Source organism: Brenneria roseae subsp. americana (genome assembly GCF_003115815.1).
Classification (GTDB): Bacteria; Pseudomonadota; Gammaproteobacteria; order Enterobacterales; family Enterobacteriaceae; genus Brenneria; species Brenneria roseae.
In genome coordinates this window covers 22,867-46,421 of sequence record NZ_QDKJ01000011.1, presented here as the reverse complement: position 1 = coordinate 46,421, position 23,555 = coordinate 22,867, and the positions used below count along the sequence as shown (strand labels likewise).

At 49.4% G+C, this 23,555-nt stretch carries 22 protein-coding genes; 7 read left to right on the top strand and 15 right to left on the bottom strand.

Going from position 1 to position 23,555, the window contains the following annotated elements; translation table 11 throughout:
* The first annotated feature begins 70 nt into the window (after positions 1-70).
* On the top strand, positions 71-1,201 hold the full coding sequence (locus B4923_RS14440) for an aminotransferase class V-fold PLP-dependent enzyme (RefSeq protein WP_109055067.1): 1,131 nt from the start codon (positions 71-73) through the stop codon (positions 1,199-1,201).
* Positions 1,202-1,709: 508 nt separating this feature from the next.
* Here the strand turns inward: B4923_RS14440 and B4923_RS14435 are convergent.
* From B4923_RS14435 to B4923_RS14420, 4 genes are read right to left on the bottom strand one after another with little or no spacing between them, the layout of a single operon-like run.
* Entirely contained in the window at positions 1,710-2,459 is a 750-nt protein-coding gene (locus B4923_RS14435; protein ID WP_109055066.1) for an amino acid ABC transporter ATP-binding protein, read from the bottom strand.
* Between the two features lie 19 nt (positions 2,460-2,478).
* Positions 2,479-3,180 (bottom strand): amino acid ABC transporter permease, encoded by a 702-nt coding sequence (locus B4923_RS14430; RefSeq protein ID WP_109055065.1) that lies wholly within the window; start codon positions 3,178-3,180, stop codon positions 2,479-2,481.
* A complete protein-coding gene (locus B4923_RS14425; protein ID WP_109055064.1) occupies positions 3,170-3,937 on the bottom strand; it encodes an amino acid ABC transporter permease in 768 nt (255 codons plus the stop codon). The genes B4923_RS14430 and B4923_RS14425 overlap by 11 nt, the downstream gene beginning before the upstream one ends.
* A gap of 53 nt (positions 3,938-3,990) precedes the next feature.
* Entirely contained in the window at positions 3,991-4,887 is an 897-nt protein-coding gene (locus B4923_RS14420; RefSeq protein ID WP_211313960.1) for an amino acid ABC transporter substrate-binding protein, read from the bottom strand.
* 479 nt (positions 4,888-5,366) lie between these two features.
* Between B4923_RS14420 and B4923_RS14415 the strand changes: the two genes are divergently transcribed.
* A complete protein-coding gene (locus B4923_RS14415; protein WP_109055063.1) occupies positions 5,367-6,152 on the top strand; it encodes an IclR family transcriptional regulator in 786 nt (261 codons plus the stop codon).
* A gap of 361 nt (positions 6,153-6,513) precedes the next feature.
* On the top strand, positions 6,514-7,146 hold the full coding sequence (locus B4923_RS14410) for a hypothetical protein (RefSeq protein WP_109055062.1): 633 nt from the start codon (positions 6,514-6,516) through the stop codon (positions 7,144-7,146).
* A gap of 169 nt (positions 7,147-7,315) precedes the next feature.
* On the opposite strand, the gene B4923_RS14405 is transcribed toward B4923_RS14410, so the two are convergent.
* Together B4923_RS14405 and B4923_RS14400 are read right to left on the bottom strand one after the other, a co-directional pair.
* Complete coding sequence (locus B4923_RS14405) at positions 7,316-8,299, bottom strand: alpha/beta hydrolase (protein ID WP_109055061.1); 984 nt, start codon at positions 8,297-8,299, stop codon at positions 7,316-7,318.
* Between the two features lie 332 nt (positions 8,300-8,631).
* Positions 8,632-9,171, bottom strand: coding sequence for a DUF2058 domain-containing protein (locus tag B4923_RS14400; RefSeq protein ID WP_109055060.1), 540 nt, complete (start codon positions 9,169-9,171; stop codon positions 8,632-8,634).
* Positions 9,172-9,360: 189 nt separating this feature from the next.
* Between B4923_RS14400 and B4923_RS14395 the strand changes: the two genes are divergently transcribed.
* Positions 9,361-9,696, top strand: a complete 336-nt coding sequence (locus B4923_RS14395) for a gamma-glutamylcyclotransferase family protein (protein ID WP_109055059.1) — start codon at positions 9,361-9,363, stop codon at positions 9,694-9,696.
* A 75-nt stretch (positions 9,697-9,771) separates the two neighbouring features.
* Here B4923_RS14395 and B4923_RS14390 read toward each other — a convergent pair whose 3' ends face one another.
* From B4923_RS14390 to guaB, 3 genes are all read right to left on the bottom strand, one after another.
* Entirely contained in the window at positions 9,772-10,800 is a 1,029-nt protein-coding gene (locus B4923_RS14390) for an LLM class flavin-dependent oxidoreductase (RefSeq protein WP_109055058.1), read from the bottom strand.
* Positions 10,801-11,184: 384 nt separating this feature from the next.
* Positions 11,185-12,762, bottom strand: a complete 1,578-nt coding sequence (gene guaA, locus B4923_RS14385) for a glutamine-hydrolyzing GMP synthase (RefSeq protein ID WP_109055057.1) — start codon at positions 12,760-12,762, stop codon at positions 11,185-11,187.
* Between the two features lie 112 nt (positions 12,763-12,874).
* Positions 12,875-14,341: an IMP dehydrogenase gene (gene guaB / locus B4923_RS14380; RefSeq protein WP_146187261.1), complete on the bottom strand. Its 1,467-nt coding sequence runs from the start codon at positions 14,339-14,341 to the stop codon at positions 12,875-12,877.
* A gap of 171 nt (positions 14,342-14,512) precedes the next feature.
* Here guaB and xseA point away from each other — a divergent pair, with 171 nt between their 5' ends.
* The 3 genes from xseA to B4923_RS14365 all read left to right on the top strand — a co-directional run bounded on the left by xseA (position 14,513) and on the right by B4923_RS14365 (position 17,457).
* Positions 14,513-15,904 carry an exodeoxyribonuclease VII large subunit gene (gene xseA, locus B4923_RS14375; protein ID WP_109055055.1) on the top strand — a complete coding sequence of 464 codons (1,392 nt, stop codon included), beginning with the start codon at positions 14,513-14,515 and terminating at the stop codon, positions 15,902-15,904.
* 168 nt (positions 15,905-16,072) lie between these two features.
* Positions 16,073-17,116, top strand: a complete 1,044-nt coding sequence (locus B4923_RS14370; protein ID WP_109055054.1) for a M4 family metallopeptidase — start codon at positions 16,073-16,075, stop codon at positions 17,114-17,116.
* Entirely contained in the window at positions 17,113-17,457 is a 345-nt protein-coding gene (locus B4923_RS14365; protein ID WP_109055053.1) for a protealysin inhibitor emfourin, read from the top strand. The genes B4923_RS14370 and B4923_RS14365 overlap by 4 nt, the downstream gene beginning before the upstream one ends.
* Here the strand turns inward: B4923_RS14365 and B4923_RS14360 are convergent.
* From B4923_RS14360 to hisS, 6 genes are all read right to left on the bottom strand, one after another.
* Positions 17,452-17,688 (bottom strand): zinc ribbon domain-containing protein, encoded by a 237-nt coding sequence (locus B4923_RS14360; protein ID WP_109055052.1) that lies wholly within the window; start codon positions 17,686-17,688, stop codon positions 17,452-17,454. The genes B4923_RS14365 and B4923_RS14360 overlap by 6 nt on opposite strands.
* A gap of 42 nt (positions 17,689-17,730) precedes the next feature.
* The gene (locus B4923_RS14355) at positions 17,731-18,690 is read right to left on the bottom strand and encodes an AEC family transporter (protein ID WP_109055051.1); all 960 of its coding nucleotides are present in this window, start codon (positions 18,688-18,690) and stop codon (positions 17,731-17,733) included.
* A gap of 76 nt (positions 18,691-18,766) precedes the next feature.
* Positions 18,767-20,260, bottom strand: a complete 1,494-nt coding sequence (gene der / locus B4923_RS14350) for a ribosome biogenesis GTPase Der (RefSeq protein WP_109055050.1) — start codon at positions 20,258-20,260, stop codon at positions 18,767-18,769.
* A 147-nt stretch (positions 20,261-20,407) separates the two neighbouring features.
* Positions 20,408-21,589 (bottom strand): outer membrane protein assembly factor BamB, encoded by a 1,182-nt coding sequence (gene bamB / locus B4923_RS14345; protein ID WP_109055049.1) that lies wholly within the window; start codon positions 21,587-21,589, stop codon positions 20,408-20,410.
* Positions 21,590-21,599: 10 nt separating this feature from the next.
* Complete coding sequence (locus tag B4923_RS14340; protein WP_109055152.1) at positions 21,600-22,220, bottom strand: YfgM family protein; 621 nt, start codon at positions 22,218-22,220, stop codon at positions 21,600-21,602.
* A 13-nt stretch (positions 22,221-22,233) separates the two neighbouring features.
* Positions 22,234-23,508, bottom strand: a complete 1,275-nt coding sequence (gene hisS, locus B4923_RS14335; protein ID WP_109055048.1) for a histidine--tRNA ligase — start codon at positions 23,506-23,508, stop codon at positions 22,234-22,236.
* Between the last annotated feature and the right edge of the window lie 47 nt (positions 23,509-23,555).

The window sequence follows — 23,555 nt, the reverse complement described above, 5'->3', positions numbered from 1 at the left end:
CATACCGCCATTCAACTGAACAGATGCCCTGCATGGTCAGCCATTTTGCTTTGTAATACGAGGTACAGTTATGAGCTACGACGTTAATGCCGTTCGTGCAAAATTCCCGGTAACGGAAAATTATCTCTATCTGGATTCGGCGCATCAGTCGCCGTTATCACTTGATGTGAAGGACGGTGTTGAAACCTTTCTGGCTGAAAGTCTGCACAGCGGCGGACCGAAGGCAGTATGGCTGGAGCGACTGGAGAATGTGCGCTCTCAGGTTGCTCGTTTCTTTGATGTGAAAGCCTCTGAAATTGCTTTCACCAAAAACACGTCTGAAGGCATTAACATGGTAGCCAACGCGTACCCATTCCGCGAAGGCGACAACGTACTGATGGTTGAGGGCGATCATCCCAATAATACTTATGCCTTTCTCAATATAGAGAAAAAAGGGGTTGAGGTGCGTTTCATCCCCATGACAGAAATGGTGAACGCCGACTCATTCCGTCATGTCACCGATGAACGTACCCGCCTCATCTCCCTTTCCCACATCACATTTCATGCCGGCCATAAATTTGATATCGAAAGCATTGCCGAGTTCTGTCAGGAGAAAGGGATCTTATTGCTGGTTGATGCCATGCAGAGTGTAGGGATCACGCCTATTTCCCTGAAAAAAATGGGTATATCGGTGATGGCCTGTGGTTCCCACAAAGGGCTTCTGGTTCCGCAGGGGCTGGGGATCCTTTACATAAACGAAAATGTGAAGGGCCTGGCGCCAACATTTATGGCTGCGGCAAGTCTGGAAAATCCACCGGCAGATTTCGTCGCATCCCGCAACAATATGACTTTGAAGTCGACGGCCAGTCGTTTTGAAGTCGGTAACTATAACTTACCGACTATCACTGCGTTAGGCCGTGCGATTGACCTGATAGAAAGCATCGGTGTTGCAAACATTGAATCACATTTATATGCCCTGGGCGATCGTCTGTTAGCGCATATGGATCGCTTGGGGGTAGCTCTGGTAGGACCGAGAGAAAAGCATCTGCGCGCACCTCATATTTATGTTTTCCGACTGGATGCGGACAAATGGTTCCCCTATTTCACGGCAAACAAGGTTCGTGTCTCTCCTGAACGGGATGGTATTCGCGTGTCCTTCGCCATGTTCAATGACGAAAATGATGTGGATTCGTTTTCCGCCATCGTTGAGAAAAACCTCTGAGCATGTCTCATAAATTGAGGATGAGGAGAGTCCGTGATCATCGATGATAAATGTGAAAAGCAACCGGGTTTGCCAGCTGGGCTAAATATGCCTATGCAGCTTATGCTCGGGACCTGATGGTAATAAATTGGCTGTTTACTGCTTCAATACCGATGAGTACATCTTACGTAGATTAATATTAGACCAAGCTGTAATTTTTCTGCTACAACACCAGGATTTTTTCAGAACACCATCATTTATTTCAAATGATGGTGTTTATTTTTGATATAGAAAAATCAATCCATTTATTTATAACAGCCGCCACCTTATTTAATCATCAAACAGGCTTCCTTTTTATGAAATGGATTTCCAGAACTTCAATAAGAACCACTCAACACATTTAATCGGTAATACATATGGCATGGATAGTTTACTAACCAACAATGACTTTAGTTCATAAAAATAGAAAACCGGCACCTTTTCCCTAAAGCATTGAAAGTGGCGGTGTGGTGGGAGTAATTAAATTAACCTAAGCCATAACTTGTCCAAGAAACTCTTTTATTCTCAGGTGCGCATCAGGACCGAAGAATTCCTCAGGAGGCTCATCCGCCAGAATATTTCCTCCATCCAGGAAGATAATACGATCGGCAACACGTCGGGCAAATCCCATTTCATGGGTCACACACAACATCGTCATACCGTCTTCCGCCAGTGTCACCATGATGTCCAGCACTTCCTTGACAACTTCTGGATCCAGAGCAGATGTGGGTTCATCAAACAGCATCACATCCGGAGCCATACATAATGCCCGGGCAATTGCAACACGCTGCTGCTGACCACCTGATAATTGTCCAGGATATTTATGCGCATGCGGAAGGATTTTAACACGCTTGAGAAAGTTCTCCGCCCGGGCTTCCGCTTCATCGCGAGAAATCCCCAATACTTTTACTGGCCCGATAATACAGTTTTTCAAAACAGTCAAATGAGGGAAAAGATTAAAACTCTGGAAAACCATTCCGACTTTTTTTCGTATTTCACGGATATCTATTATAGTTTTCCCTGTCAGAGAGTCCGATACCACCACCTGCCCCCCTTGATACTTTTCAAGACCATTAATGCAACGTATAAATGTCGATTTACCCGATCCTGATGGACCGCAAATAACAATTTTTTCGCCACGACGGACAGTAAGGTCAATGCCTTTCAAAACCCGCTGCTCATTGTAAAATTTCTCAAGGCCACTAACACGCAGAATAACATCAGAACCAGATGTAAACATAGATAACTCCACTATTAAATCATTGTGCATCTTTCATTAAGGGCAAGGCTCTTCTTCTCTGTGCATACCAGGTAACCAGTTCCGATGCCAATGAACTGATAATGAAATAGATGGCCGCAACAATAATATAATATTCGGTCAACTTCGAATCACGTTGTCCCAGTTTGGTCGCTGCGCCCAAAAGATCCGTCAGCGACAAAACATAAACCAGAGAGGTATCCTGAAAGAGAATAATCAGCTGTGTCAATATTATCGGCGTAGATGTTTTAATGACCTGCGGTAAGATGATCCATGTATACACCTGGAATGAACTCATCGCCAATGCATCTGCCGCCTCATATTGCCCTTTTGGCACGGAATTAAGTCCGGCACGAATAATTTCACAGAAATAGGCTGCCTCAAACAGGGTAAAAGTGATAAACGCGGTGTAAACCGGTCCTATGGGTACCGGGCGATTATCCGGACTGAAAAATTGCAGGAAGAGTGGCAACAGAAAAAACAGCCAGAACAGAACCATAATAAGCGGAATTGAACGCATTACGGTAACGTAGGCGACTGAAAAACCGCTTAGAAAGGGAACATTCAGATGCCGGAAAAGTGCAAGCGCCGTCCCCAGAATCAGCCCCCCGATGAATGCTGCTGCCGTCAATTCCAGAGTGAATTTCAGACCAGTCAACAGAAAAGGTATTGATGCTGCGACAGTTGAAAAATCAAGCTGCATTTTTATTGCCCCTTTTGCTAAACAGGCCGGCGCCTTTTCCCGGGCGATCGTACGAAAACCCTGGGACATAAATTCGGCGCTCAACGTACGTCATGACCGTCCAGATAATTAAAGCCAGTACGCCATAACAAACTGTGGCAGCAAAAAATGCCTCGAAGGTTTCATAGGTGAATTCGCTAATTTGCTGTGCCTGAGCAGTGAGCTCAAGTAACCCGATGGTCAGCGCCACGGAAGTATTTTTGAATACTCCCATAGCCTCACTGGTAAGCGTTGGAACGATAATTCTCAGCGCCTGTGGCAGCAGGATCAGCATATATTTCTGTACAGTATTGAGTCCGATGGCTTCAGAGGCTTCCTTCTGCCCTCGTGGCAAGGAGAGTAAACCCGCTTTCACCTGTTCCGCGATACGGGCTCCTGTATAAAGGCTTAGACAAATCAGCGCAGGAATAAAACTTCCCCAGGGAGCCCCAAGCTGTTTTATCGGGTCCCCCAGCGATGACGGCAGCATATCCGGCAAGACGAAGTAAGCCAGGAACATCTGTACGATAAGAGGAATATTCCTGAATATCTGCACATAAATGCGCCCAATGATGTTCAGTATCAAGCTGTCCGCACTTCTGCAAATCCCTACCAATACCCCCATGCAGAAAGCCAGCATTGCAGAAAAGATGGCCAGAGCCAGTGTCCAGCACAGACCTGACAATAACCAGCTTATGTAAAGTTCTCCGTCAGGGGCTGTCTGAAAAAGGATGTCCATGTTAACTCCTTGATTGTCCGGTACCCCTTGTTTTGGACAAGGGGCTTCTTCGGTTACTGCACTTCATCGCTAGGATGGGCAACACGGGCCCGCAACTGTTCGCTCATAGGAACATTGAGATTGATATTGTTAGGGGGGATCGCGCTTTCAAACCATTTTTTGTAAATGGCTTCAAACTCTCCGGAGGCCATCAAATTGCCGAGTTCATCGTCAACAACCTTTTTAAATGGAGAGTCGTCTTTCGGCAACATGATGCCGTAATACGTCACTGTATAACCGCCGGTAAGCATAGTGTAGTCAGAAGGATTTGGCGCATCGGCCTTCTTCGCCGCGAGAAGAATATCATCTTCCAGGAAAGCACTGGCCCTACCCTGGGACAGCATCATCATGGATTCAGCATGATCCTTCGCCTGCTGGATACGAAGATTCTGGTTATCCTTTTTACTAATTTCAACGGCCAGGGGAACAGCATTGGAGCCCTGAGTAACAACAACATTTTTGCCCTTGAGGTCATCAACCGATTGGATTCCTTCACTGGTTTTAACCAACCAGCGAGGACGACTGGCAAAGGTCGCAACCGAAAAAGAAACCTGTTTCAGCCGCTCTACACTGCTGGATGTCCCGCCACATTCCATATCGATAGTGCCATTTTTCAGCAGCGGAATACGATTTGCCGAGTTAACCGGAATGTATTTCACATTCAGTGAGGGTTGAGCTACAGACTTGGCCAGCGCATTGACGACATGCTTGCACAGATCAATGGTATATCCAATGGGCTGTTGATCGTTACCAAGATAGGAGAAAGGTACAGAGGATTCCCGGTAACCTATGGTAATGGTTTTTGTATCTTTGATCTTGTCCAGCACACCAGCGGCATTGACCTGGCCCTGAACACCAAATGACAACAAACCTACAAATGCTGTGAATGTCAGTGAACTTTTGTGCATCATACCCGCCCTCTATTTTTGATTTTTCGGAACAAAACAAACAATAAATTGGAACAAGCATGATTCATGCCAATGATTGCAACTCTGTATTTGTATGATTTTTATGATTTCTTTCCATTTTTCCTTGTGGTGATGACCACGAGACATGTTTTTATGCATCATTTTGGGGAGTGCTCAAATAACATTCTGTAAAATAATAGAAAAAAAATCTTGTTATTCATCTAGTTCAGACATATGACCCAACTAAAACGCACGCACCACAATGAAGCATGAATGCAGGAAGGTTTCTTTGTTATTGTTTTTTATATATTTTATGCTCATAATATTTTTTTAATTTTCTGGTCCTTAACTTTCAATTTATTAGAACTACTATCTTGGTTGAAAGTACGTTATTGTTTCATCGAAAATAGCCATAGTGACTAGAGCTTAAGTCAAAAAATTTTAACAAATGGCTGCAATCCATTTATTAAACGGCGAACATCATGAGCGAAGCAGATATCTTTCAGGACAATTTCAAAACCAAAGAGTCATCACCGACAGAACGTGCTCTGGAAACACTTGAATTACTCTCCCGGCGCCACAATTTCGCTGTCTCGGATGTGATGATAGAATTGGGATTGCCGAAAACCTCTGCTCATAGATTAGTCAATAATCTTGAAGCATTTGGTTATCTTGAAGAATCCTTAGAATCGGGAAAATACCAGGCTGGACCGCGCCTGCTTGAGCTTGCGCTGGGCGCTTTATCCACCTCTGTTTCACAAAGCCCTATACATACATTATTGATGGAACTCGCCCGGAAAACGGATGAAACATGTAGCTTAGGGGTGATTCGTGGTTCGGATGTCATTTACGTGGATAGTGCTATAAGCAAATCTCCTCTTACGTTGTATTTCGAAAGAGGGCACAAAGCACCGCTACATTGCACCTCCAGCGGCCGGGTATTCCTTGCCAATATGTCTGATAAGCTTCTGGACGCCTACCTACTGAGCGGCCCATGGGAGCAGGTTACGCCGAACACCATTATTGACCCCGACTACCTGAAGCGCGAGGTACTTAAGACCCGGGAACTAGGCTATGCCGTGAATGATTCAGAGTTTGTGATCGGAGTGGTGGGATCTGCCGTACCTGTCTTTGATCCGGCAGGAAAAGTGATCGCCTGTCTGAGTATATCAGCGCCGCATGTGAGGAAAAGTCTCTCTGATATGGTGGACCTTATCACGCTGCTTCAAGCAACAGCGGATAAGATAACAAAAGTCCTTTATATATAATGAGATGATTTACCGGATAAAGCACAGTATTTCAGCTGGAAAGACGGGGAATTAAATTCAACGTTTTTTCAGCATAAAGGTTAACTTCATATTGTTGTGAGCGACAACATTACGCGCAGCAATTATTTTCTTAAATTGATTTATCTCCGAGCTATAGTGATTCGGGAGATTTTATTATAGTGGTCTCATTTTAGCGAGGAACGGACTTACCAACTTTGTGCTGTGCAAAGTTCAAGAATTAGCTGATATCTTTTGGTATTTATTACATTTTTAATATACAAGCATCTTACGATAGTCTTTATAATTAAATAATAGTATATTGTCTATATTAGCAATCATAAAGCACATGGAGTAACATCATATGGAAGACCTGTTTAAAATATGGGATAAGATTCAAAGCATAAACATTGATTTCGTTATTTTTATATTTGTGGTAATTTTCATTTTAAAGTTTAAAGATATATTTGAGTTGATATTTAGATACTCTACACATAGAACTGAACAGCTAAATGCCGCAAAGAAATTGCTCGAAGACTCTGGATATGCAAATTCTAAAGAAATGGCAATGATTAAAGTCATGATGAAATATCACGCAATAAAAATTGCAACTAGCTTGATAAACGAAAAACATGGGAATCTGTATTGTTATTTATTTTCAAAATGCACAGAAGATGAGATGCATGGGTTACACAAAGTAGTTCCTTTCATCGAAATTAAAGATAATCAGTTTTATTTTAATGATAATGCGTTAATGAAAAAAAAGCTTGCAGGCGGGATTATAATCTTTGTTATTATATGTATAAATATTTACATAAGTACAATGTTTAAAGGGGAACTAGATATAAATTTAAGCTGGCTATTCTATTCACTTATAATTATTGAGGCAATTTTTGCTTTCTACTGGTGGGCAAAGATAATGCCTGATGATATTGAAGTGAAAAATACCAAACAATTATTAGAAAAAACTGATATTGACGAGTTTAATAAATATTAGCTACTAAGCATGCATAACTACGGACGTCCGCTACTGACACGAAGCGTCCACACTGGAGGGTCATCAGGTCTGCTATAAGCGAAGTGCGGAAGTTATGCCCACTGAGATGCAGAAAGGCCTCTTATAGTGAATGGCTCGTTTGGCCGGGATACTTACACCAGGGAAACTGTTATTTTTCGGAAAAAGGTGAGTTGTGGATCAGGAAATGCCCAATAGAGTCGATTAAACCGGGAGCTAAGGGGAGTGCGGGTTCCGCGTATGAAGTGATATTTGCCTTGAGATCGTCCGAAGTCACCTCTTTCATAACATGGTTCATATTGGGCAGTATAACCAGGGACGCTTGAGGATTTGCGGTTTTAAGCTGTCTTGCATCCGTTTCTTCCACCTGGAGGTCGCGTTGCCCTTGTAGCACTAACACGGGTTTGGAAATGGTTGAAATGAGCTGACTCGGATTATATGAAAACGCATTGATCAAAAATCCCTGAACAGCAGGATTAAAGAGATTTGGCAGTGCTGGATGTATATTCGTTGTATCGACCCGCCGCCGATGCTCCAGAGAATCAATTATCGGCAATGCCTCCTTTAATAACAGTGCGTTTGCCGGATTAGCTTTAAGTTGTCCCCTCAACACCTCGCCCATCGGCCTCCCGGGCGTTGCGATAAGAACCACTCCGCGCACATCCTCTTCTTGAGCCGAGGCAAGTGCTACAACACCCCCTTCGCTGTGCCCCAAAACCCAAATACAGGGAGTTTGCATTTCACGTCTAAGCACTTTTACCCAGGCTCGAACGTCGTCAACATAGTCAGTAATCGTCACCGCATTGGCATCCTCTACAGCCATTGCGCTAGCGAACATTCCACGTTTGTCGATACGAAGCGTTGCAAAGCCTTTTGAAGCCAGGCCTTCAGCAAGAAGTCGGTAAGCCGATGCATTCACACCAAGCGGATTGTTCCCGTCCCTGTCGGTAGGCCCGGAGCCAGGAACTATAAGAACAACTGCGGTTGGTTTTGAATTTGGGGTGAGTAACGTGCCTTTCAAAGGGCCTTTTGGCCCAGGAGCATCGAGGAAAGTTTCGGAAAAGGTCACCGGCACTGACGCCAGACTCACAAATGGGCATGCGCTCAAAAGAACAATGAAGGCTGTAATATTCACCGATTATGCTCCTGTAAAACTAAGCGTACCTATCAATTTATATTATAAATATGACTTGCTTTCCATTGATTAATACATCAGTGATGTTAGTCAAGTCTGCTCCTGGCACCAAGTTGACGGTCATACCCTTAACACCCAGAACAGCAAAAAGACACTAGCGTAGATACGATAAAAAGCTGGGAAGCCAAAAGACGTAATCCAGTCGGGCTGGCCGCAAAGGTGTTGGCAGCTATCCGGAATAACACGGCGTTTTTCCATGAACTGGCTGAACATAAAATCTTAATGAAAAGCCCTGAGGGACTTTTCATATATAAGCATCTGTAAAACGTTAATTACCACATCAAATCATCAGGCACTTTAAAATCGGCATACGGATCTTCTTCATCTTGCTCTTCCTGACTAAGCGCACTATTTAATACAATACTGTCTGCATCCCGCTGCGCAATTTTATCGGCTACGCTCGCGGGGATAATAGCGTATTCACTCTCGCCACTGTTACCAACAACCAAACGAGCAATGGCGAGACGACCACTGATCAGCTGAGCTTGAGTAAGCTTATCCACAACTATTTTTTTAATTAAATTATTATCTGTGAAGTTAAAACCAATATCACCTTTTGAAAGGTCGATTCTGTTCATTTCAATGAGCTGCTTCACCTGAGCTTTATACTCTTTAGATAAAGCAGCTTGTTTTTGTTGTTCGCTTAGCTGTTTATCACGCTCAAGTTGTGCTTTTTTATTTTCTTCCACAGCCGCTCTTGCCTCACGAGCCTGAACGCGTGATTTTTTAGCCGTTCTTTGGACTTTAGCCATTTTTTTGCTGGTCACTAATCCAGCTTTTAGCATCTGCTCTTGTAAGGTGAGTTTTGTCATTTTCGTTTCTAAACCAGTTGAATAATTTGTGGGATTATACCTGTAATTTTTGAGGCTGTACCAGGTTGCAGAACTTGATCACTGTGTGGTTTGCGTTTTGAGGGGGCTATCGAATCTCATCATTACCCCGTATTTTGAGCATTTTCCTCTGCCCATTGGGGTATTCATTGTTTTGGCTAACGAGGGATGATGGAACGCTTGTTTGTCTACGGTACGCTACGTCCGGGCCACGCTAATGCCCATATTCTGGAAAACATCGGTGGAGAATGGCTGCCGGGTTATGTGACCGGCACGTTTTATGAGCGTGGCTGGGGAGCGGCTGCGGATTTTCCGGGGATCGTCCTGGATAAGAATGGACCACTCGTCCACGGTTACGTGTTTTTATCCGATAAACTTGAGGCACACTGGCCAATGTTGGATGAATTTGAAGATGGCTATGATCGTGTTGAAGTTGAAGTGACCACGGCTGATGGTCGGCACCTTACTGCATGGATCTATCAGTTACAGCCGCAGACTAACCCGTAAGACAATCCTGCTCAGCGCATCCAGATTTAATGCCTCGCATGTCGTAAAACATGCGGGGCGTTTTTCATTGCAAACTTATTTGTCGCGCCAGCCCATTGCCGGAGCAACATGCTTCAGAATGGACTCGATAACGTGCACGTTGTAATCCACGCCCAGCTGATTCGGCACGGTCAGCAATAAAGTATCCGCTTCGGCAATCGCTTCATCCTGTTTCAGCTGTTCGATCAGCTTGTCCGGTTCTGCGGCATAGCCGCGCCCGAAAATCGCGCGGGTTTTCTCGTCAAGGAAACCGACCTTATCGCTGTCGTCACGGCTTGAACCGAAATACATCCGGTCACGATCGTCCATTAGGGCAAAAATGCTGCGGCTGACCGAGACACGTGGCGTACGTGTATGGCCTGCTTCCGCCCAGGCCTCGCGATACGCACGGATCTGTTTTGCCTGCTGAATGTGGAAAGGTTCGCCTGTTTCATCGTCTTTCAGCGTGGAACTTTGCAGGTTCATCCCCAGTTTCGCGGCCCACACCGCTGTCGCATTCGAACCAGCGCCCCACCAGATACGGTCGCGCAAACCTTCGGAATGAGGCTCAAGCCGCAACAGGCCTGGCGGGTTCGGGAACATCGGCTGTGGATTGGGTTGCGCAAAGCCTTCGCCACGTAACACATCCAACAGCACTTCGGTGTGACGGCGCGCCATATCAGACTCGTTTTCCCCTTCGGAAGGGACATAGCCAAAATAGCGCCAGCCATCAATCACCTGCTCCGGGGAGCCACGGCTGATACCAAGCTGTAAACGCCCGCCGGAGATCAAATCCGCCGCACCCGCATCCTCCACCATATACATCGGGTTTTCATAGCGCATGTCGATAACACCAGTGCCGATTTCAATACTCCGGGTTTTCGCTCCTATCGCTGCCAGCAGAGGAAACGGCGAGCTGAGCTGGCGGGCAAAGTGATGCACCCTGAAATAGGCTCCGTTCGCACCCAGTTCTTCGGCGGCGACAGCCAGATCGATGGATTGCAGCAGCGCGTCAGCGGCCGAACGGGTTCCGGACTGCGGCGACGGCGTCCAGTGACCAAATGACAAAAATCCAATCTTTTTCATGACGTGTTTATCCTGTTTTCAAGGAAATTATCAGCAGGCGGGACATCGTTCATGATGAAGCAAGCCTGTTCCAGCTTTGAGTTATCTCTACTTTACGCATTACCAGATGAGAATAAATATCGTTTGTTTAACATAATGCATCAAATAAATTGATTGAGTAGAGCGAGAAACAGACGTCAACGCTATCCGTAATCGGCGTATTTATTGCGGACATGGGGTCAGTCCACTCTATCGGCCTGTTCTGTTTTTACCGTAAACACTCACGGTAAAAATGACCGGAACAGGATGGGATTCGATAACCGTCAGAAAACAAAAATCGCCAGTAAACCCTATGATTTTACTGGCGATTTTAGACGTTAACGGAACTCAATGGATGCTAAAGACTCACTCCCACTCAATCGTCGCCGGCGGCTTGCCGGATACGTCATACACTACGCGGGAGATGCCGTCCACTTCGTTGATGATGCGGTTGGAGACGCGGCCAAGGAATTCATACGGCAGATGCGCCCAATGTGCGGTCATGAAGTCGATGGTTTCGACCGCGCGCAGGGCAACAACCCAATCGTACTTGCGGCCATCGCCCATCACGCCCACAGAACGCACCGGCAGGAAGACGGTAAATGCCTGGCTGACCTTGTTATACAGGTCGGCTTTGTGCAACTCTTCAATGAAGATCGCGTCGGCACGACGCAGCAGGTCGCAATACTCTTTCTTCACTTCGCCCAGCACACGCACGCCAAGGCCCGGCCCCGGGAACGGATGGCGGTAAAGCATGTTGTACGGCAAGCCCAGCTCCAGGCCGATCCTGCGGACTTCATCTTTGAACAACTCTTTCAGCGGTTCAACCAGACCCAGCTTCATCTCTTTCGGCAAACCACCGACGTTGTGGTGAGATTTAATGACGTGAGCCTTACCCGTTGCGGAGGCCGCAGATTCAATAACGTCAGGGTAAATGGTTCCCTGCGCCAGCCATTTCACTTCAGACTGTTTGCTGGCTTCTTCGTCGAAGACTTCAACAAAAACCCGGCCGATGATTTTACGTTTCGCTTCCGGCTCATCCACACCCGCCAGCGCACTCAGGAAACGCTCTTCCGCCGGAACGTGGACAATGTTCAAACCAAAGTGGTCGCCAAACATTTCCAGTACCTGATCGGCTTCGTTCAAACGCAGTAAACCGTTATCCACAAATACGCAGGTCAGCCGTTTGCCAATCGCACGGTGCAACAGCATTGCGGTTACGGATGAGTCCACACCGCCGGACAGGCCGAGAATAACCTGATCGTCACCCACCTGCTGACGGATGCGGGCAACCGCATCATCAATAATCTTGGCCGGCGTCCACAGAGCTTCACACTGGCAGATATCACGAACAAAACGCTCTAACATGCGCTGTCCCTGACGGGTATGGGTGACTTCCGGATGGAACTGTACGCCGTAAAAGCGTTTTTCTTCGTTAGCCATAATGGCGAACGGGCAGGTATCCGTACTGGCAACGGTCACAAATCCTTCAGGGATCGCCGTGACTTTATCGCCGTGACTCATCCACACATCCAGCAACGGCGAGCCTGTTGCGCTCAACGCATCCTGAATATCACGCACCAGCAAGCTGTCCGTTTTCACTTCCACCTGCGCATAGCCAAACTCGCGCTCGTTGGAGCCTTCAACGTGGCCGCCCAATTGCATCGCCATGGTCTGCATACCGTAGCAAACACCAAGAACCGGTACACCGGCCTGGAAAACGTACTCAGGCGCGCGCGGGCTACCAAACTCAGTGGTACTTTCCGGGCCGCCGGAAAGGATAATTCCGTTTGGATTGAATCCGCGGATCTGCGCTTCTGTGACATCCCATGCCCAAAGTTCACAATAAACGCCCAGTTCACGAACGCGTCGAGCTACCAGTTGCGTGTACTGCGAGCCGAAATCCAGAATGAGAATGCGATGTTGATGAATGTTTTCTGTCATTAGAGGCGTGTTCCAAAATACGAAAAAGCAAAAATGATTAAACCCGGCGAACAGTTTGAGCTGTTCAAAAAGAGTACCGGGTTTAACTAATTAAATCAGCCTGCAAATCACCTTATGAACCCATACGGTAGTTCGGTGACTCTTTGGTGATGGTGACATCGTGAACGTGGCTTTCCTGGATACCGGCGCCGCTGATGCGCACGAATTCGGCTTTAGTGCGCAGCTCGTCGATGGTTCCGCATCCGGTCAGCCCCATGCAGGAACGCAGGCCGCCCATTTGCTGGTGAACAATTTCTTTCAGGCGGCCTTTATAGGCTACGCGGCCTTCGATACCTTCCGGCACCAGCTTGTCCGCGGCGTTATCGCTTTGGAAATAACGGTCAGAAGAGCCTTTGGACATCGCGCCCAGTGACCCCATACCGCGGTAAGATTTGAAAGAGCGGCCCTGATACAGTTCGATTTCACCTGGAGATTCCTCCGTCCCCGCCAGCATGGAACCGACCATCACGCAGGCAGCGCCTGCTGCAATTGCCTTGGCGATATCGCCGGAGAAGCGAATACCGCCGTCGGCGATAACCGGTACCCCCATGCCTTCCAATGCTTCGACAGCATCAGAAATGGCCGTAATCTGCGGCACACCCACACCGGTCACGATACGGGTTGTACAAATGGAGCCAGGGCCAATACCGACTTTCACTGCGCTGACGCCGGCTTCCACCAGTGCTCTGGCGCCCGCACCGGTTGCTACGTTGCCGCCAATGATCTGTAGATCAGGGTACTTGTTACGCGTTTCACGGATGCGCTGTAACACGCCTTCGGAATGGCCGTGTGAGGAATCAATCAGCAGCACATCAACACCCGCTGCGACCAGCGCATCAATGCGCTCTTCGTTGCCGGCGCCCGCGCCAACCGCCGCACCGACGCGCAGACGACCGTGCTCATCTTTACAGGCGTTAGGTTTACGTTCCGCTTTCTGGAAATCTTTTACGGTAATCATGCCGAGCAGCCGGAAATGACTATCCACCACCAGCGCTTTTTCCACGCGTTTTTCATGCATTTTCTGCAAAACAACTTCGCGCGCTTCGCCTTCTTTCACCGTGACCAGACGTTCTTTCGGCGTCATAACCGCGCTGACGGGCAGTTCCAGATCGGTCACAAAGCGGACATCACGACCGGTAATAATGCCGACCAACTCATTACCTTCGGCAACAACAGGGTAACCTGCGAAACCATTACGTTCGGTCAATTCTTTTACCTGACGCAATGTGGTATTTGGCGTAACGGTTTGTGGGTCAACGACCACGCCGCTTTCATGCTTTTTCACGCGGCTGACTTCTTCAGCCTGACGTTCAATAGACATATTTTTATGAATAAAGCCCAGGCCCCCTTCCTGAGCCAGCGCAATCGCCAGACCAGATTCGGTTACCGTATCCATCGCAGCCGACAGCATAGGAATATTCAGACGAATGGTTTTCGTCAGTTGGGTGGTTAAATCAGCCGTGTTAGGCAGGACAGTGGAGTGTGCGGGAACAAGGAGGACGTCATCAAACGTCAGTGCTTCTTTAGCGATACGTAGCATGGGCAATATCTCACCAAGGTGGATGTAAGAATAGATAAAATATTGCCGTGGCATTATACAGAGCGTAATCGGTTGCCTCCAGCATTTTTTTACTAAAATACTTGATTACCTTTCACAGGCAGGTAGTATCAATCGATTAAGTCACTGTTTTGAAATTTGATCTGGCTCACAATGTCTCAATTTCCTACGTCTGCAATATTTACCGTTAGCCGCCTGAATCAGACGGTTAGACAGCTGTTGGAAATGGAAATGGGGCAGATATGGCTTTCCGGTGAAATTTCCAACTTCTCTCAGCCATCTTCCGGTCATTGGTATTTCACGCTGAAAGATGAGCGGGCTCAGGTGCGCTGCGCCATGTTCCGCACCACCAACCGTCGGGTTACCTTTCGTCCGCAAAACGGGCAGCAGGTCCTGATACGCGCCACCATTACCCTGTATGAACCCCGCGGTGATTACCAACTGCTGGCCGAAAGTATGCAACCTGCCGGAGATGGTCTGTTGCAGCAGCAGTTTGAACAGTTGAAGCAGCGCCTCGCGGCTGAAGGTTTGTTCGATCAGCAGTTCAAACAGGTTCTGCCCTCCCCGGCCCGACAGGTCGGCGTGATTACCTCCGCCAGCGGCGCTGCTCTGCATGATATTTTGCAGGTATTGCAACGCCGCGATCCATCGCTGCCCGTCGTGGTATATCCCACCGCCGTACAGGGTAGCGAAGCGCCATTGCAGATTGTTCGCGCCATTGAACTGGCTAACCTGCGTAATGAGTGTGATGTCCTGATCGTCGGTCGCGGAGGCGGATCGCTGGAAGATTTGTGGAGCTTCAACGATGAGCGTGTCGCACGGGCTATTTTTGCCAGCCGGATCCCCATCGTCAGTGCGGTTGGTCATGAAACTGATGTGACCATCGCCGATTTCGTCGGCGATCTGCGCGCGCCGACCCCTTCTGCCGCGGCAGAGCTGGTGAGCCGGAATCAACTGGAATTGCTTCGCCAGATACAATCCCAGCGTCAGCGTCTGGAAATGGCAATGGATTACTATCTTGCTCAACGCCATCGCGAATTCACTCGTTTGCATCATCGCTTGCAGCAACAGCATCCACAGTTACGACTGGCGCGCCAACAGGCCCAATTAGTCAAACTCCGCCAGCGTCTGGATGACGCCATGCAGCTACAGCTGCGACAAACGTTGCGCCGCCACGAACGCATGGAACAGCGGCTGTTTCAACAGCAGCCCTTGCCAAAAATTCATCGTGCTCAACAGCGTTTACAACAATTACGCTATCAGATGCAGAATGCCGTTGAACGTAATCTGAACAGACATCAGCAACGGCTGGGCGTCGCCTGTTCACGTCTGGAAGGCGTGAGTCCGCTGGCCACGCTGGCACGCGGTTATAACGTTACAACCGCGCCGGATGGTAAAGTGCTGAAAAACGTCAGGCAAGTCACCCCAGGCGAGACGTTGCAAACCCGGTTACAGGATGGTTGGGTAGAAAGTCAGGTTACGGCCCTCGTCCCACAAACCCCGGCCGCCGCGACTCCCGGGAAGAAACGACGTAAAACGTCATAATCGCCGTATAGGGATTTATCCTAAAACGGAGAACACCCCCCAATATTCCCCTCAACTTCTGAACTATACTGATTCTCAGCCCACCCATTCCGGCCGTGAGAGTAAGATGCGTGAGCCTTGCTGACTCGTCTGCGTTACCCGATGAGCGCTTTTTCAAGGAGATAAGGTATGAAGTCCAGACCGATTTATGGCGTGATCCCCCCTTATATTCTGCATCGTATTATTTCTAATGGCTCGGAAGAACAGCGCCATTGCGCCCAGCAAACCCTGATGCACGTTCAGTCATTAATGGTTAGCCATCATCCCCGGCCGGAGCCCCATACAAAGCAGCCCGCCGGACAGGTACAGCGCGAAATTTACGATGCCGAAAATCAGCAGCAGTTACCCGGCAAACGGGTGCGCGCAGAAGGACGGGCCAGTAATGGCGATATCGCCACCGATGAAGCTTATAACTACCTGGGCGTAACCTACGATTTCTTCTGGCAGATTTTCCAGCGCAACTCGCTTGATGCCGAGGGGTTAACGTTGGCGGGTACCGTGCATTACGGTCAGGATTATCAGAATGCGTTCTGGAATGGGCAGCAAATGGTGTTCGGCGACGGCGATGGCAAAATATTCAATCGTTTCACTATTGCTATTGATGTGGTCGCGCATGAATTGGCGCATGGTATTACCGAAAACGAAGCAGGATTGATTTATTTCCGTCAGTCCGGAGCATTGAACGAATCCATGTCCGATGTCTTTGGCGCAATGGTGAAGCAGTTTCATCTGGGGCAAACCGCCGAGCAGGCAGACTGGATTATCGGCGCTGGCCTGCTGGCCGAAGGCATTCACGGTATGGGGCTGCGCTCCATGTCGCATCCGGGTACGGCCTATGATGATCTGTTGCTGGGCGTCGATCCCCAGCCTTACCACATGAATGAATATGTCAACACGCGTGAAGACAACGGCGGCGTGCATCTGAATTCCGGCATTCCCAACCGCGCCTTCTATCTGGCCGCCATTGCGCTGGGCGGTCATTCATGGGAAAAAGCCGGCAGGATCTGGTATGACACATTGTGCGATGAATCGCTGCCGCAAAATGCGGATTTTGAAATTTTCGCCCGCTACACGATCCAACATGCGGCAAAACGATTCAACCAAACCGTTGCCGATATCATCCAGCAGTCATGGGAAACGGTCGGCGTTGAGGTAAAACAAGAATACTTATGAAAACATTGCCGGAGCTTAACGACGATGCGGTTATAGAATTAGCCCGCGAGGGAGGGATTGCCTGGATGCCAAAACTGGCGGGACTACGCCGTTTCGCACTCGCCAGTGTGCCGATCTCCGAACGAGAGCGAATTTGCAGTGCGATCCGTAATGCGCTTCCACAGGCACGTGAACCCGGTGAGCCTGACGGCCCCGGGCGCGGCGATCAGTTTTATTACCGGATTCACATCAGCTACAGCCACCCGCAGCGCAATCAGTATGCCGAAGTGATTCTGTTGATTCCGGAAGACCGCGCCCCGCCAGAACTGACGGAGCTATGGCGCAACGGCGTCCCGTCATAAAGATGCGGGATCGACAGGAAGATAGCTGAACAGCACGCGTTTTTTCGAAATAAGCCCGTGCTGCTGACACAGATAATCCACCGCGCCGCAGGCCTTTAATACCTGAAGCGAGTGCTTACATTCAGGGCAATTGGCCTCGCGAAGATAACGCTGCTGGCAGGCGCTACACTGAAACGTATCGCCGTTTTGCCAGTTCATAATACTGTTGCAGTGTGGACACATCGCCTCCATGTTATCTCCTTTCGACGAATGCTCATCTTTTGATCTCTGCCGTTAAATCACACCCAGCGAACGCAAGCAATACAAACCGAACGCGGTCACAAAAAACGAGCCGACGGTAGTCATGGCGATAATATTCGCTGCCAGCGTGGCGTTTCCCCCCATCGCGCGCGTCATGGCATAGCTCCCGGCGGCGGTTGGCGTCGCTGAAAACAGGAAAATGATGCCAAGCGATACGCCGCGAAATCCGACAATCCAGCCGCCCAACGTCAGCACACCGGGTACCAGGAATAATTTGGCGATGGAAGAAAGGGCCGCTACGTTGGACGTCCGCAACATGGTTCGTAGATCCAGACTGGCTCCCGCACACAGCAACGCCAGCGGTAATGCCAACGACGACACCAGATTCCCGGTCTGCTTGATGACATCCGGCATCGGCAGCGAGCTGCGCGAATAAAGCAGCCCCAGGACCAGGCCGATAATCAGCGGATTGGTCACAATACTGACCAACAGATCTTTCTTGCTGATCCTCCCTCCCTGCTCGTTACGACGCAAGCTGCGGGTCAGCGTAATCACCGACAAAACATTGAAGAGAATAACCGTTACCGTCAGATAGAGAGAGCCTACCGCAACGCCTTCGTGACCGTAGGCGCTCATCGCAAATGCCAGCCCCATAATACCGGTATTGGAGCGGAATCCCCCCTGAACGAAGATCCCCCGCTCTCTCGGGTCTTTCACCAGATATACGGCCATGAATTCCAATAACAGGAATGTGGCAATGGTTCCCAGCGTGCCGTAGATCATCATCGGCAGATGTTCGGTTATCGACTGATGGTTGGTTGCTATGCTGAAAAAAAGCAGGCAGGGCAAAGCCAGATTAAATACCAGCTTCATCGCCGAATCACAGAACACGTCATCCAACAGACTAAGCCGGCGCAACCCCATACCTATCAACAGCAGCAACAAATTGGGCATGGTGACGTGAAACGCAAAACTCCAGGTTTCCCAGGACATGACTTTCCTTTATGGCTGAATGCCTTTCGCTATCTGACAAAACGGGGCGAAGATTCCCCTTCGCCCCGCTAATAAATTATTTACTCTTTTTAAGGTGCTGCATCAAACGCTTACGCTTGCGTAGCTGGTTCGGCGTCAGCGTGTTGCGCTTATCGGCAAAGGGGTTTTCACCTTCTTTAAACTGGATACGAATCGGCGTCCCCATGACATTCAATGAACGACGATAGTAATTCATCAGATAGCGCTTATAAGAGTCAGGCAAATCTTTTACCTGATTACCGTGGATCACCACAATCGGCGGGTTATAACCGCCGGCATGCGCATATTTCAGCTTCACGCGGCGGCCGCGCACCAACGGTGGCTGATGGTCATCCGCCGCCATTTGCATGATACGGGTCAGCATGGACGTGCCCACGCGACGGGTGGCACAGGTGTAGGCCTCTGTCACTGACTCAAACAAGTTGCCCACGCCGCTGCCATGCAGCGCAGAGATAAAGTGAATACGGGCAAAATCGATAAAGCCAAGACGCAAATCCAGCGTTTCTTTCACTTCATCACGCACTTCCTGCGACAGGCCGTCCCACTTGTTCACCACAATCACCAGTGAGCGCCCACTATTGAGGATAAAGCCTAACAGTGAGAGATCCTGATCGGAGATACCTTCACGGGCATCAATCACCAACAGTACGACGTTGGCATCTTCGATGGCTTGCAGCGTCTTGATAACGGAGAATTTTTCAACCGTATCGGTAACTTTGCCGCGCTTACGCACGCCAGCCGTATCGATCAGAATGTATTCGCGTTCGTCACGTACCATCGGGATGTAAATGCTGTCGCGGGTGGTGCCCGGCATATCGTAAACCACCACACGGTCCTCACCCAGAATCCGGTTAGTCAGTGTGGACTTACCTACGTTAGGGCGCCCGACTATCGCCAGTTTTATCGGCAGATCTTCCGGATTGAAGTCGTCTTCCTCGGCTATTTCACCTTCGGCAGACTGTTTATCACCCAGTTGCTCTGCCCAGTAAGCGGCATTTTCTTCTTCCTCGGTTAACTCAACCGGCTCAATCACTTCATCCTGCACGAATGGCAGCAAGACTTTCTCAAGCAGAGACGTCACGCCGCGTCCGTGAGATGCCGCAATCGGATAAACCTCCCCCATACCGAGCGAGTAAAAATCCGCGGTCACCATATCCGGGTCAAGACCGTCGGTTTTGTTAGCCACCAAAACAGTGGTCTTTTGACGGCTACGCAAATGCTGCGCAATACCTTCATCAGCAGGCATCAATCCAGCGCGGGCATCCACCATGAACAGAACGATATCCGCTTCTTCAATCGCCACCAGCGACTGCCCGGCCATGCGCGTCTCAACGCCGTCCTCGGTACCATCGATACCGCCGGTATCAACGATAATAAACTCATGACCTTCCACTTCCGCACGACCATACTTGCGGTCACGTGTCAGCCCTGGAAAATCCGCCACCAATGCATCACGAGTGCGCGTTAAGCGGTTAAAGAGCGTGGACTTTCCCACATTCGGACGTCCGACCAGCGCGACGACAGGTATCATTGTTACAACCTCATTACTTATATTTCAATACGTTACAGCGAGAGTACTCGCTGACGATAAAAAGACGAAACGGCCCCTGATACTGTCAGGAGCCGTTTTCGGGATCGCTTCTGCCAACGGCAGGGATCCAAACATGCAGTGCGTTAACTAGCGGGTAAAGGCGTACACTTCGCCATTTTTCGCCTGAATGAGCAGCTTGTCGCTGGCAATCACCGGCTTGCTCAGGAAGCCTGAACTATCCACTTTCTGCTGAACCACAAAGCGGCCATCCGCCGTATTCAGCCAGTGCAAATACCCTTCCGAATCACCCACCACCAGATAGCCATTGAACAGCACAGGTGCGGTCAGATTACGGTGCAGCAGATCGCTCTGGCGCCACAGATTAACACCGCCATTGGTATTCAGCGCCACAATGCGATCATCCTGATCGACCAGATAGATACGGTCGCCATCCACGATGAAATCGTGTACCGAACCCAGTTCGCGTCTCCACAGAATTTGACCTGAACGCAGATCCAGCGCGGTCAGGTTGCCATTATAGCCCAATGCGTATACCACCTCACCCACAACAACCGGCGTGGTATCAACATCATTCAGGCGATCAATTTCCGTCGCCCCGCTTGGCTGGGAAATACGCTGTTGCCAGATAAGCTGTCCCTGATTAATCAGTACCGCATTCACCCGGCCGTTATCCCCACCGACAATAGCCGCGCCGAACGCAGTCGTCGGCGCAGATTCACCACGCAGGGAAAGCGTCGGCATATCCAGGTTGACGGTCCATTTAATCGCGCCATCGGCTTCGTCCAACGCCTGCAACATACCATTGCTGGTATGAATCAGTACCACATCATCACTGACAACCGGGCGGGAAATGGCTTCGCCCGCAACGTCGGCCTGCCAAACCACGGCTCCATCATCGGCATTCAGCGCAAAAACCTGTGCCCGTTCGCTGCCGACGTAGACATGGTTGCCAGAAACAGAAACGCCGCCGGACAACAGCGCAGGATTATTACGGGAGAAAAATCCGGTTTTTTCAGACAGATCGGCCTGCCAGATTTCTTTACCGTCGTTCAAATCCAACGCCTTGACAGTTCCCCTGCGGTCAGCGGCGAATACGCGATTATCCTGCCATGCCGGATGAAGGTTAGAGTAAAACTCGCCAATACCGCTGCCTACTGAACGACTCCACACTTTGGTGGGCGTGAACTGATTCTCGACCGTCGGCAGTGGAGACATCGTGACAACATCTTCTTCGCCGTTAAACAGCGAACATCCGCTCAGCAGGGCAACTGAAACCAGTCCTACTAAAAGTGTTTTACGCAATTGCATGGAATTCCTCTTAGCTGGACAGGTTGTTCAGTTTCATAGTCAGCAATGCCTTCAATGCCTGCGGAGGGTTAGCAGACAAACCGTTGTTATATGCATCACGCGCTGCCTGGTTATCCCCTTTGCTGACCAGCACATCGCCACGGACTTCTGCGGCCAGAGCAACCCAGCCATCAAGTTTAATGGCATCCAGCGTTTTAAGCGCATCATCCGCTTTCTTCTCTTGCAGTTGAATCCGCGCCAGACGCAGATTCACCAGAGAAAGCAGGTCGGCATCTTTGGCGTGGGACTTCGCCACAACCAGTTGTTGTTCGGCTTTGGCAAAATCTTGCTGATCGACATAATGACGAGCCAACTCCAGCGAAGTCAGTACGCCGTAGCTGTTTTGATTCTCAGCACTGAATTTCTCGGCCGCCGCAACGCCATCCGCGTTACCATCGGCCAGTTGATCGGTGATTTGCTGATATGACGTCGAAGCCGCCATCACACTGTTGCTTTGGTGATTTTGCCAGAAACGCCAGCCAACCAGCGCACCGACACCGAGCACCACGCCCACCACCAGCGCCTTTCCATTTTCCGCGAAGAAACGGCGTAGTGCATCAACCTGTTCATTCTCTGTGGTATAGACTTCCACGGTGTCTTTCTCCTCAATCCAGCAACGTTGCCAGGCGCGCGGCAACGTCGGCCTGCGCCAATGTATCCTGCTCGCCATTATTCAGGTTTTTAACAACCACCTGACCTGCTGCAACTTCGTTTTCACCTAAAACCAGCGCGACGCGCGCGCCCCATTTGTCGGCTCTGGCGAATTGCTTTTTAAAATTGCCGCCGCCATAGTTGGTCATGAGTTTCAACTGCGGCAACGTATCACGTAATTTTTCAGCCAGTTGCATCGCTGCCACCTGCGTTCCCGCACCGGAGGAAATCAGGTAAACATCCACACCCGGATGCGCCTTAAACTCGGGATTGACCGACTGCACCAGTAGCACCAGACGCTCCAATCCCATCGCAAAACCCACTGCCGGCGTCGCGTGACCGCCCAACTGCTCAACCATTCCGTCATATCGTCCGCCAGCACAGACTGTCCCCTGCGCCCCCAGACTGGTGGTGACCCACTCGAACACGGTACGGTTGTAATAATCCAGGCCGCGAACCAGACGCGGGTTAACGGTATATGGGATGCCAGACTGCGTTAAAAGTTCACCCAACGCCGCAAAGTGGATACGAGATTCTTCATCAAGATAATCCGTCAGAACCGGCGCATCGTTAAGTAAGGTCTGTATTTGTGGATTTTTTGAATCCAGAACGCGCAGCGGATTGGTATACATGCGACGCAGACAGTCTTCGTCCAGCTTATCCTTATGCTGCTCAAGAAACGCGATCAGCGCCTCACGGTAAGACGCACGGGCTTCCAGCGATCCAATCGAATTCAGCTCCAGCTTAACATGTTCGGCGATGCCCAACACACGCCACCAGCGGGCGGTAAGCAAAATCAATTCGGCATCAATATCCGGCCCTTGCAGACCAAAGACTTCACAACCCAACTGATGAAACTGACGGTAGCGCCCCTTTTGCGGACGTTCGTGGCGGAACATCGGCCCGAGATACCACAGACGCTGTTCCTGGTTATAGAGGATACCGTGCTCAATACCGGCACGAACGCATGAAGCCGTATTTTCAGGACGCAACGTCAGGCTATCGCCATTGCGATCCTCAAAAGTATACATTTCTTTTTCAACGACATCGGTGACTTCACCAATGGCGCGTTGAAACAGCGATGTTTGCTCAACAATCGGTGTACGGATTTCACTGTAGCCGTAGCTGCCGAGCACCTGTTTCAGGCTGGTTTCAATACGCTGCCACAATGCCGTTTCGGCCGGCAGGTAATCGTTCATGCCGCGAATGGCTTGAATATTTTTTGCCACGTCAGTTCTCTATGCGTTTTTCAAAAAATAAACCCGATTATAGGGGG

Coding starts and splice junctions, on each gene's coding strand:
- B4923_RS14415 (WP_109055063.1), top strand. CDS start 5,367: ATGAGCGAAGCAGATATCTTTCAGGACAATTTCAAAACCAAAGAGTCA.
- B4923_RS14390 (WP_109055058.1), bottom strand. CDS start 10,800: ATGAAAAAGATTGGATTTTTGTCATTTGGTCACTGGACGCCGTCGCCG.
- guaB (WP_146187261.1), bottom strand. CDS start 14,341: ATGCTACGTATCGCTAAAGAAGCACTGACGTTTGATGACGTCCTCCTT.
- B4923_RS14355 (WP_109055051.1), bottom strand. CDS start 18,690: ATGTCCTGGGAAACCTGGAGTTTTGCGTTTCACGTCACCATGCCCAAT.
- B4923_RS14430 (WP_109055065.1), bottom strand. CDS start 3,180: ATGCAGCTTGATTTTTCAACTGTCGCAGCATCAATACCTTTTCTGTTG.
- B4923_RS14425 (WP_109055064.1), bottom strand. CDS start 3,937: ATGGACATCCTTTTTCAGACAGCCCCTGACGGAGAACTTTACATAAGC.
- B4923_RS14365 (WP_109055053.1), top strand. CDS start 17,113: ATGAAAACATTGCCGGAGCTTAACGACGATGCGGTTATAGAATTAGCC.
- B4923_RS14410 (WP_109055062.1), top strand. CDS start 6,514: ATGGAAGACCTGTTTAAAATATGGGATAAGATTCAAAGCATAAACATT.
- B4923_RS14440 (WP_109055067.1), top strand. CDS start 71: ATGAGCTACGACGTTAATGCCGTTCGTGCAAAATTCCCGGTAACGGAA.
- bamB (WP_109055049.1), bottom strand. CDS start 21,589: ATGCAATTGCGTAAAACACTTTTAGTAGGACTGGTTTCAGTTGCCCTG.
- B4923_RS14400 (WP_109055060.1), bottom strand. CDS start 9,171: ATGACAAAACTCACCTTACAAGAGCAGATGCTAAAAGCTGGATTAGTG.
- B4923_RS14420 (WP_211313960.1), bottom strand. CDS start 4,887: ATGATGCACAAAAGTTCACTGACATTCACAGCATTTGTAGGTTTGTTG.
- B4923_RS14360 (WP_109055052.1), bottom strand. CDS start 17,688: ATGGAGGCGATGTGTCCACACTGCAACAGTATTATGAACTGGCAAAAC.
- B4923_RS14370 (WP_109055054.1), top strand. CDS start 16,073: ATGAAGTCCAGACCGATTTATGGCGTGATCCCCCCTTATATTCTGCAT.
- B4923_RS14395 (WP_109055059.1), top strand. CDS start 9,361: ATGGAACGCTTGTTTGTCTACGGTACGCTACGTCCGGGCCACGCTAAT.
- xseA (WP_109055055.1), top strand. CDS start 14,513: ATGTCTCAATTTCCTACGTCTGCAATATTTACCGTTAGCCGCCTGAAT.
- B4923_RS14435 (WP_109055066.1), bottom strand. CDS start 2,459: ATGTTTACATCTGGTTCTGATGTTATTCTGCGTGTTAGTGGCCTTGAG.
- guaA (WP_109055057.1), bottom strand. CDS start 12,762: ATGACAGAAAACATTCATCAACATCGCATTCTCATTCTGGATTTCGGC.
- der (WP_109055050.1), bottom strand. CDS start 20,260: ATGATACCTGTCGTCGCGCTGGTCGGACGTCCGAATGTGGGAAAGTCC.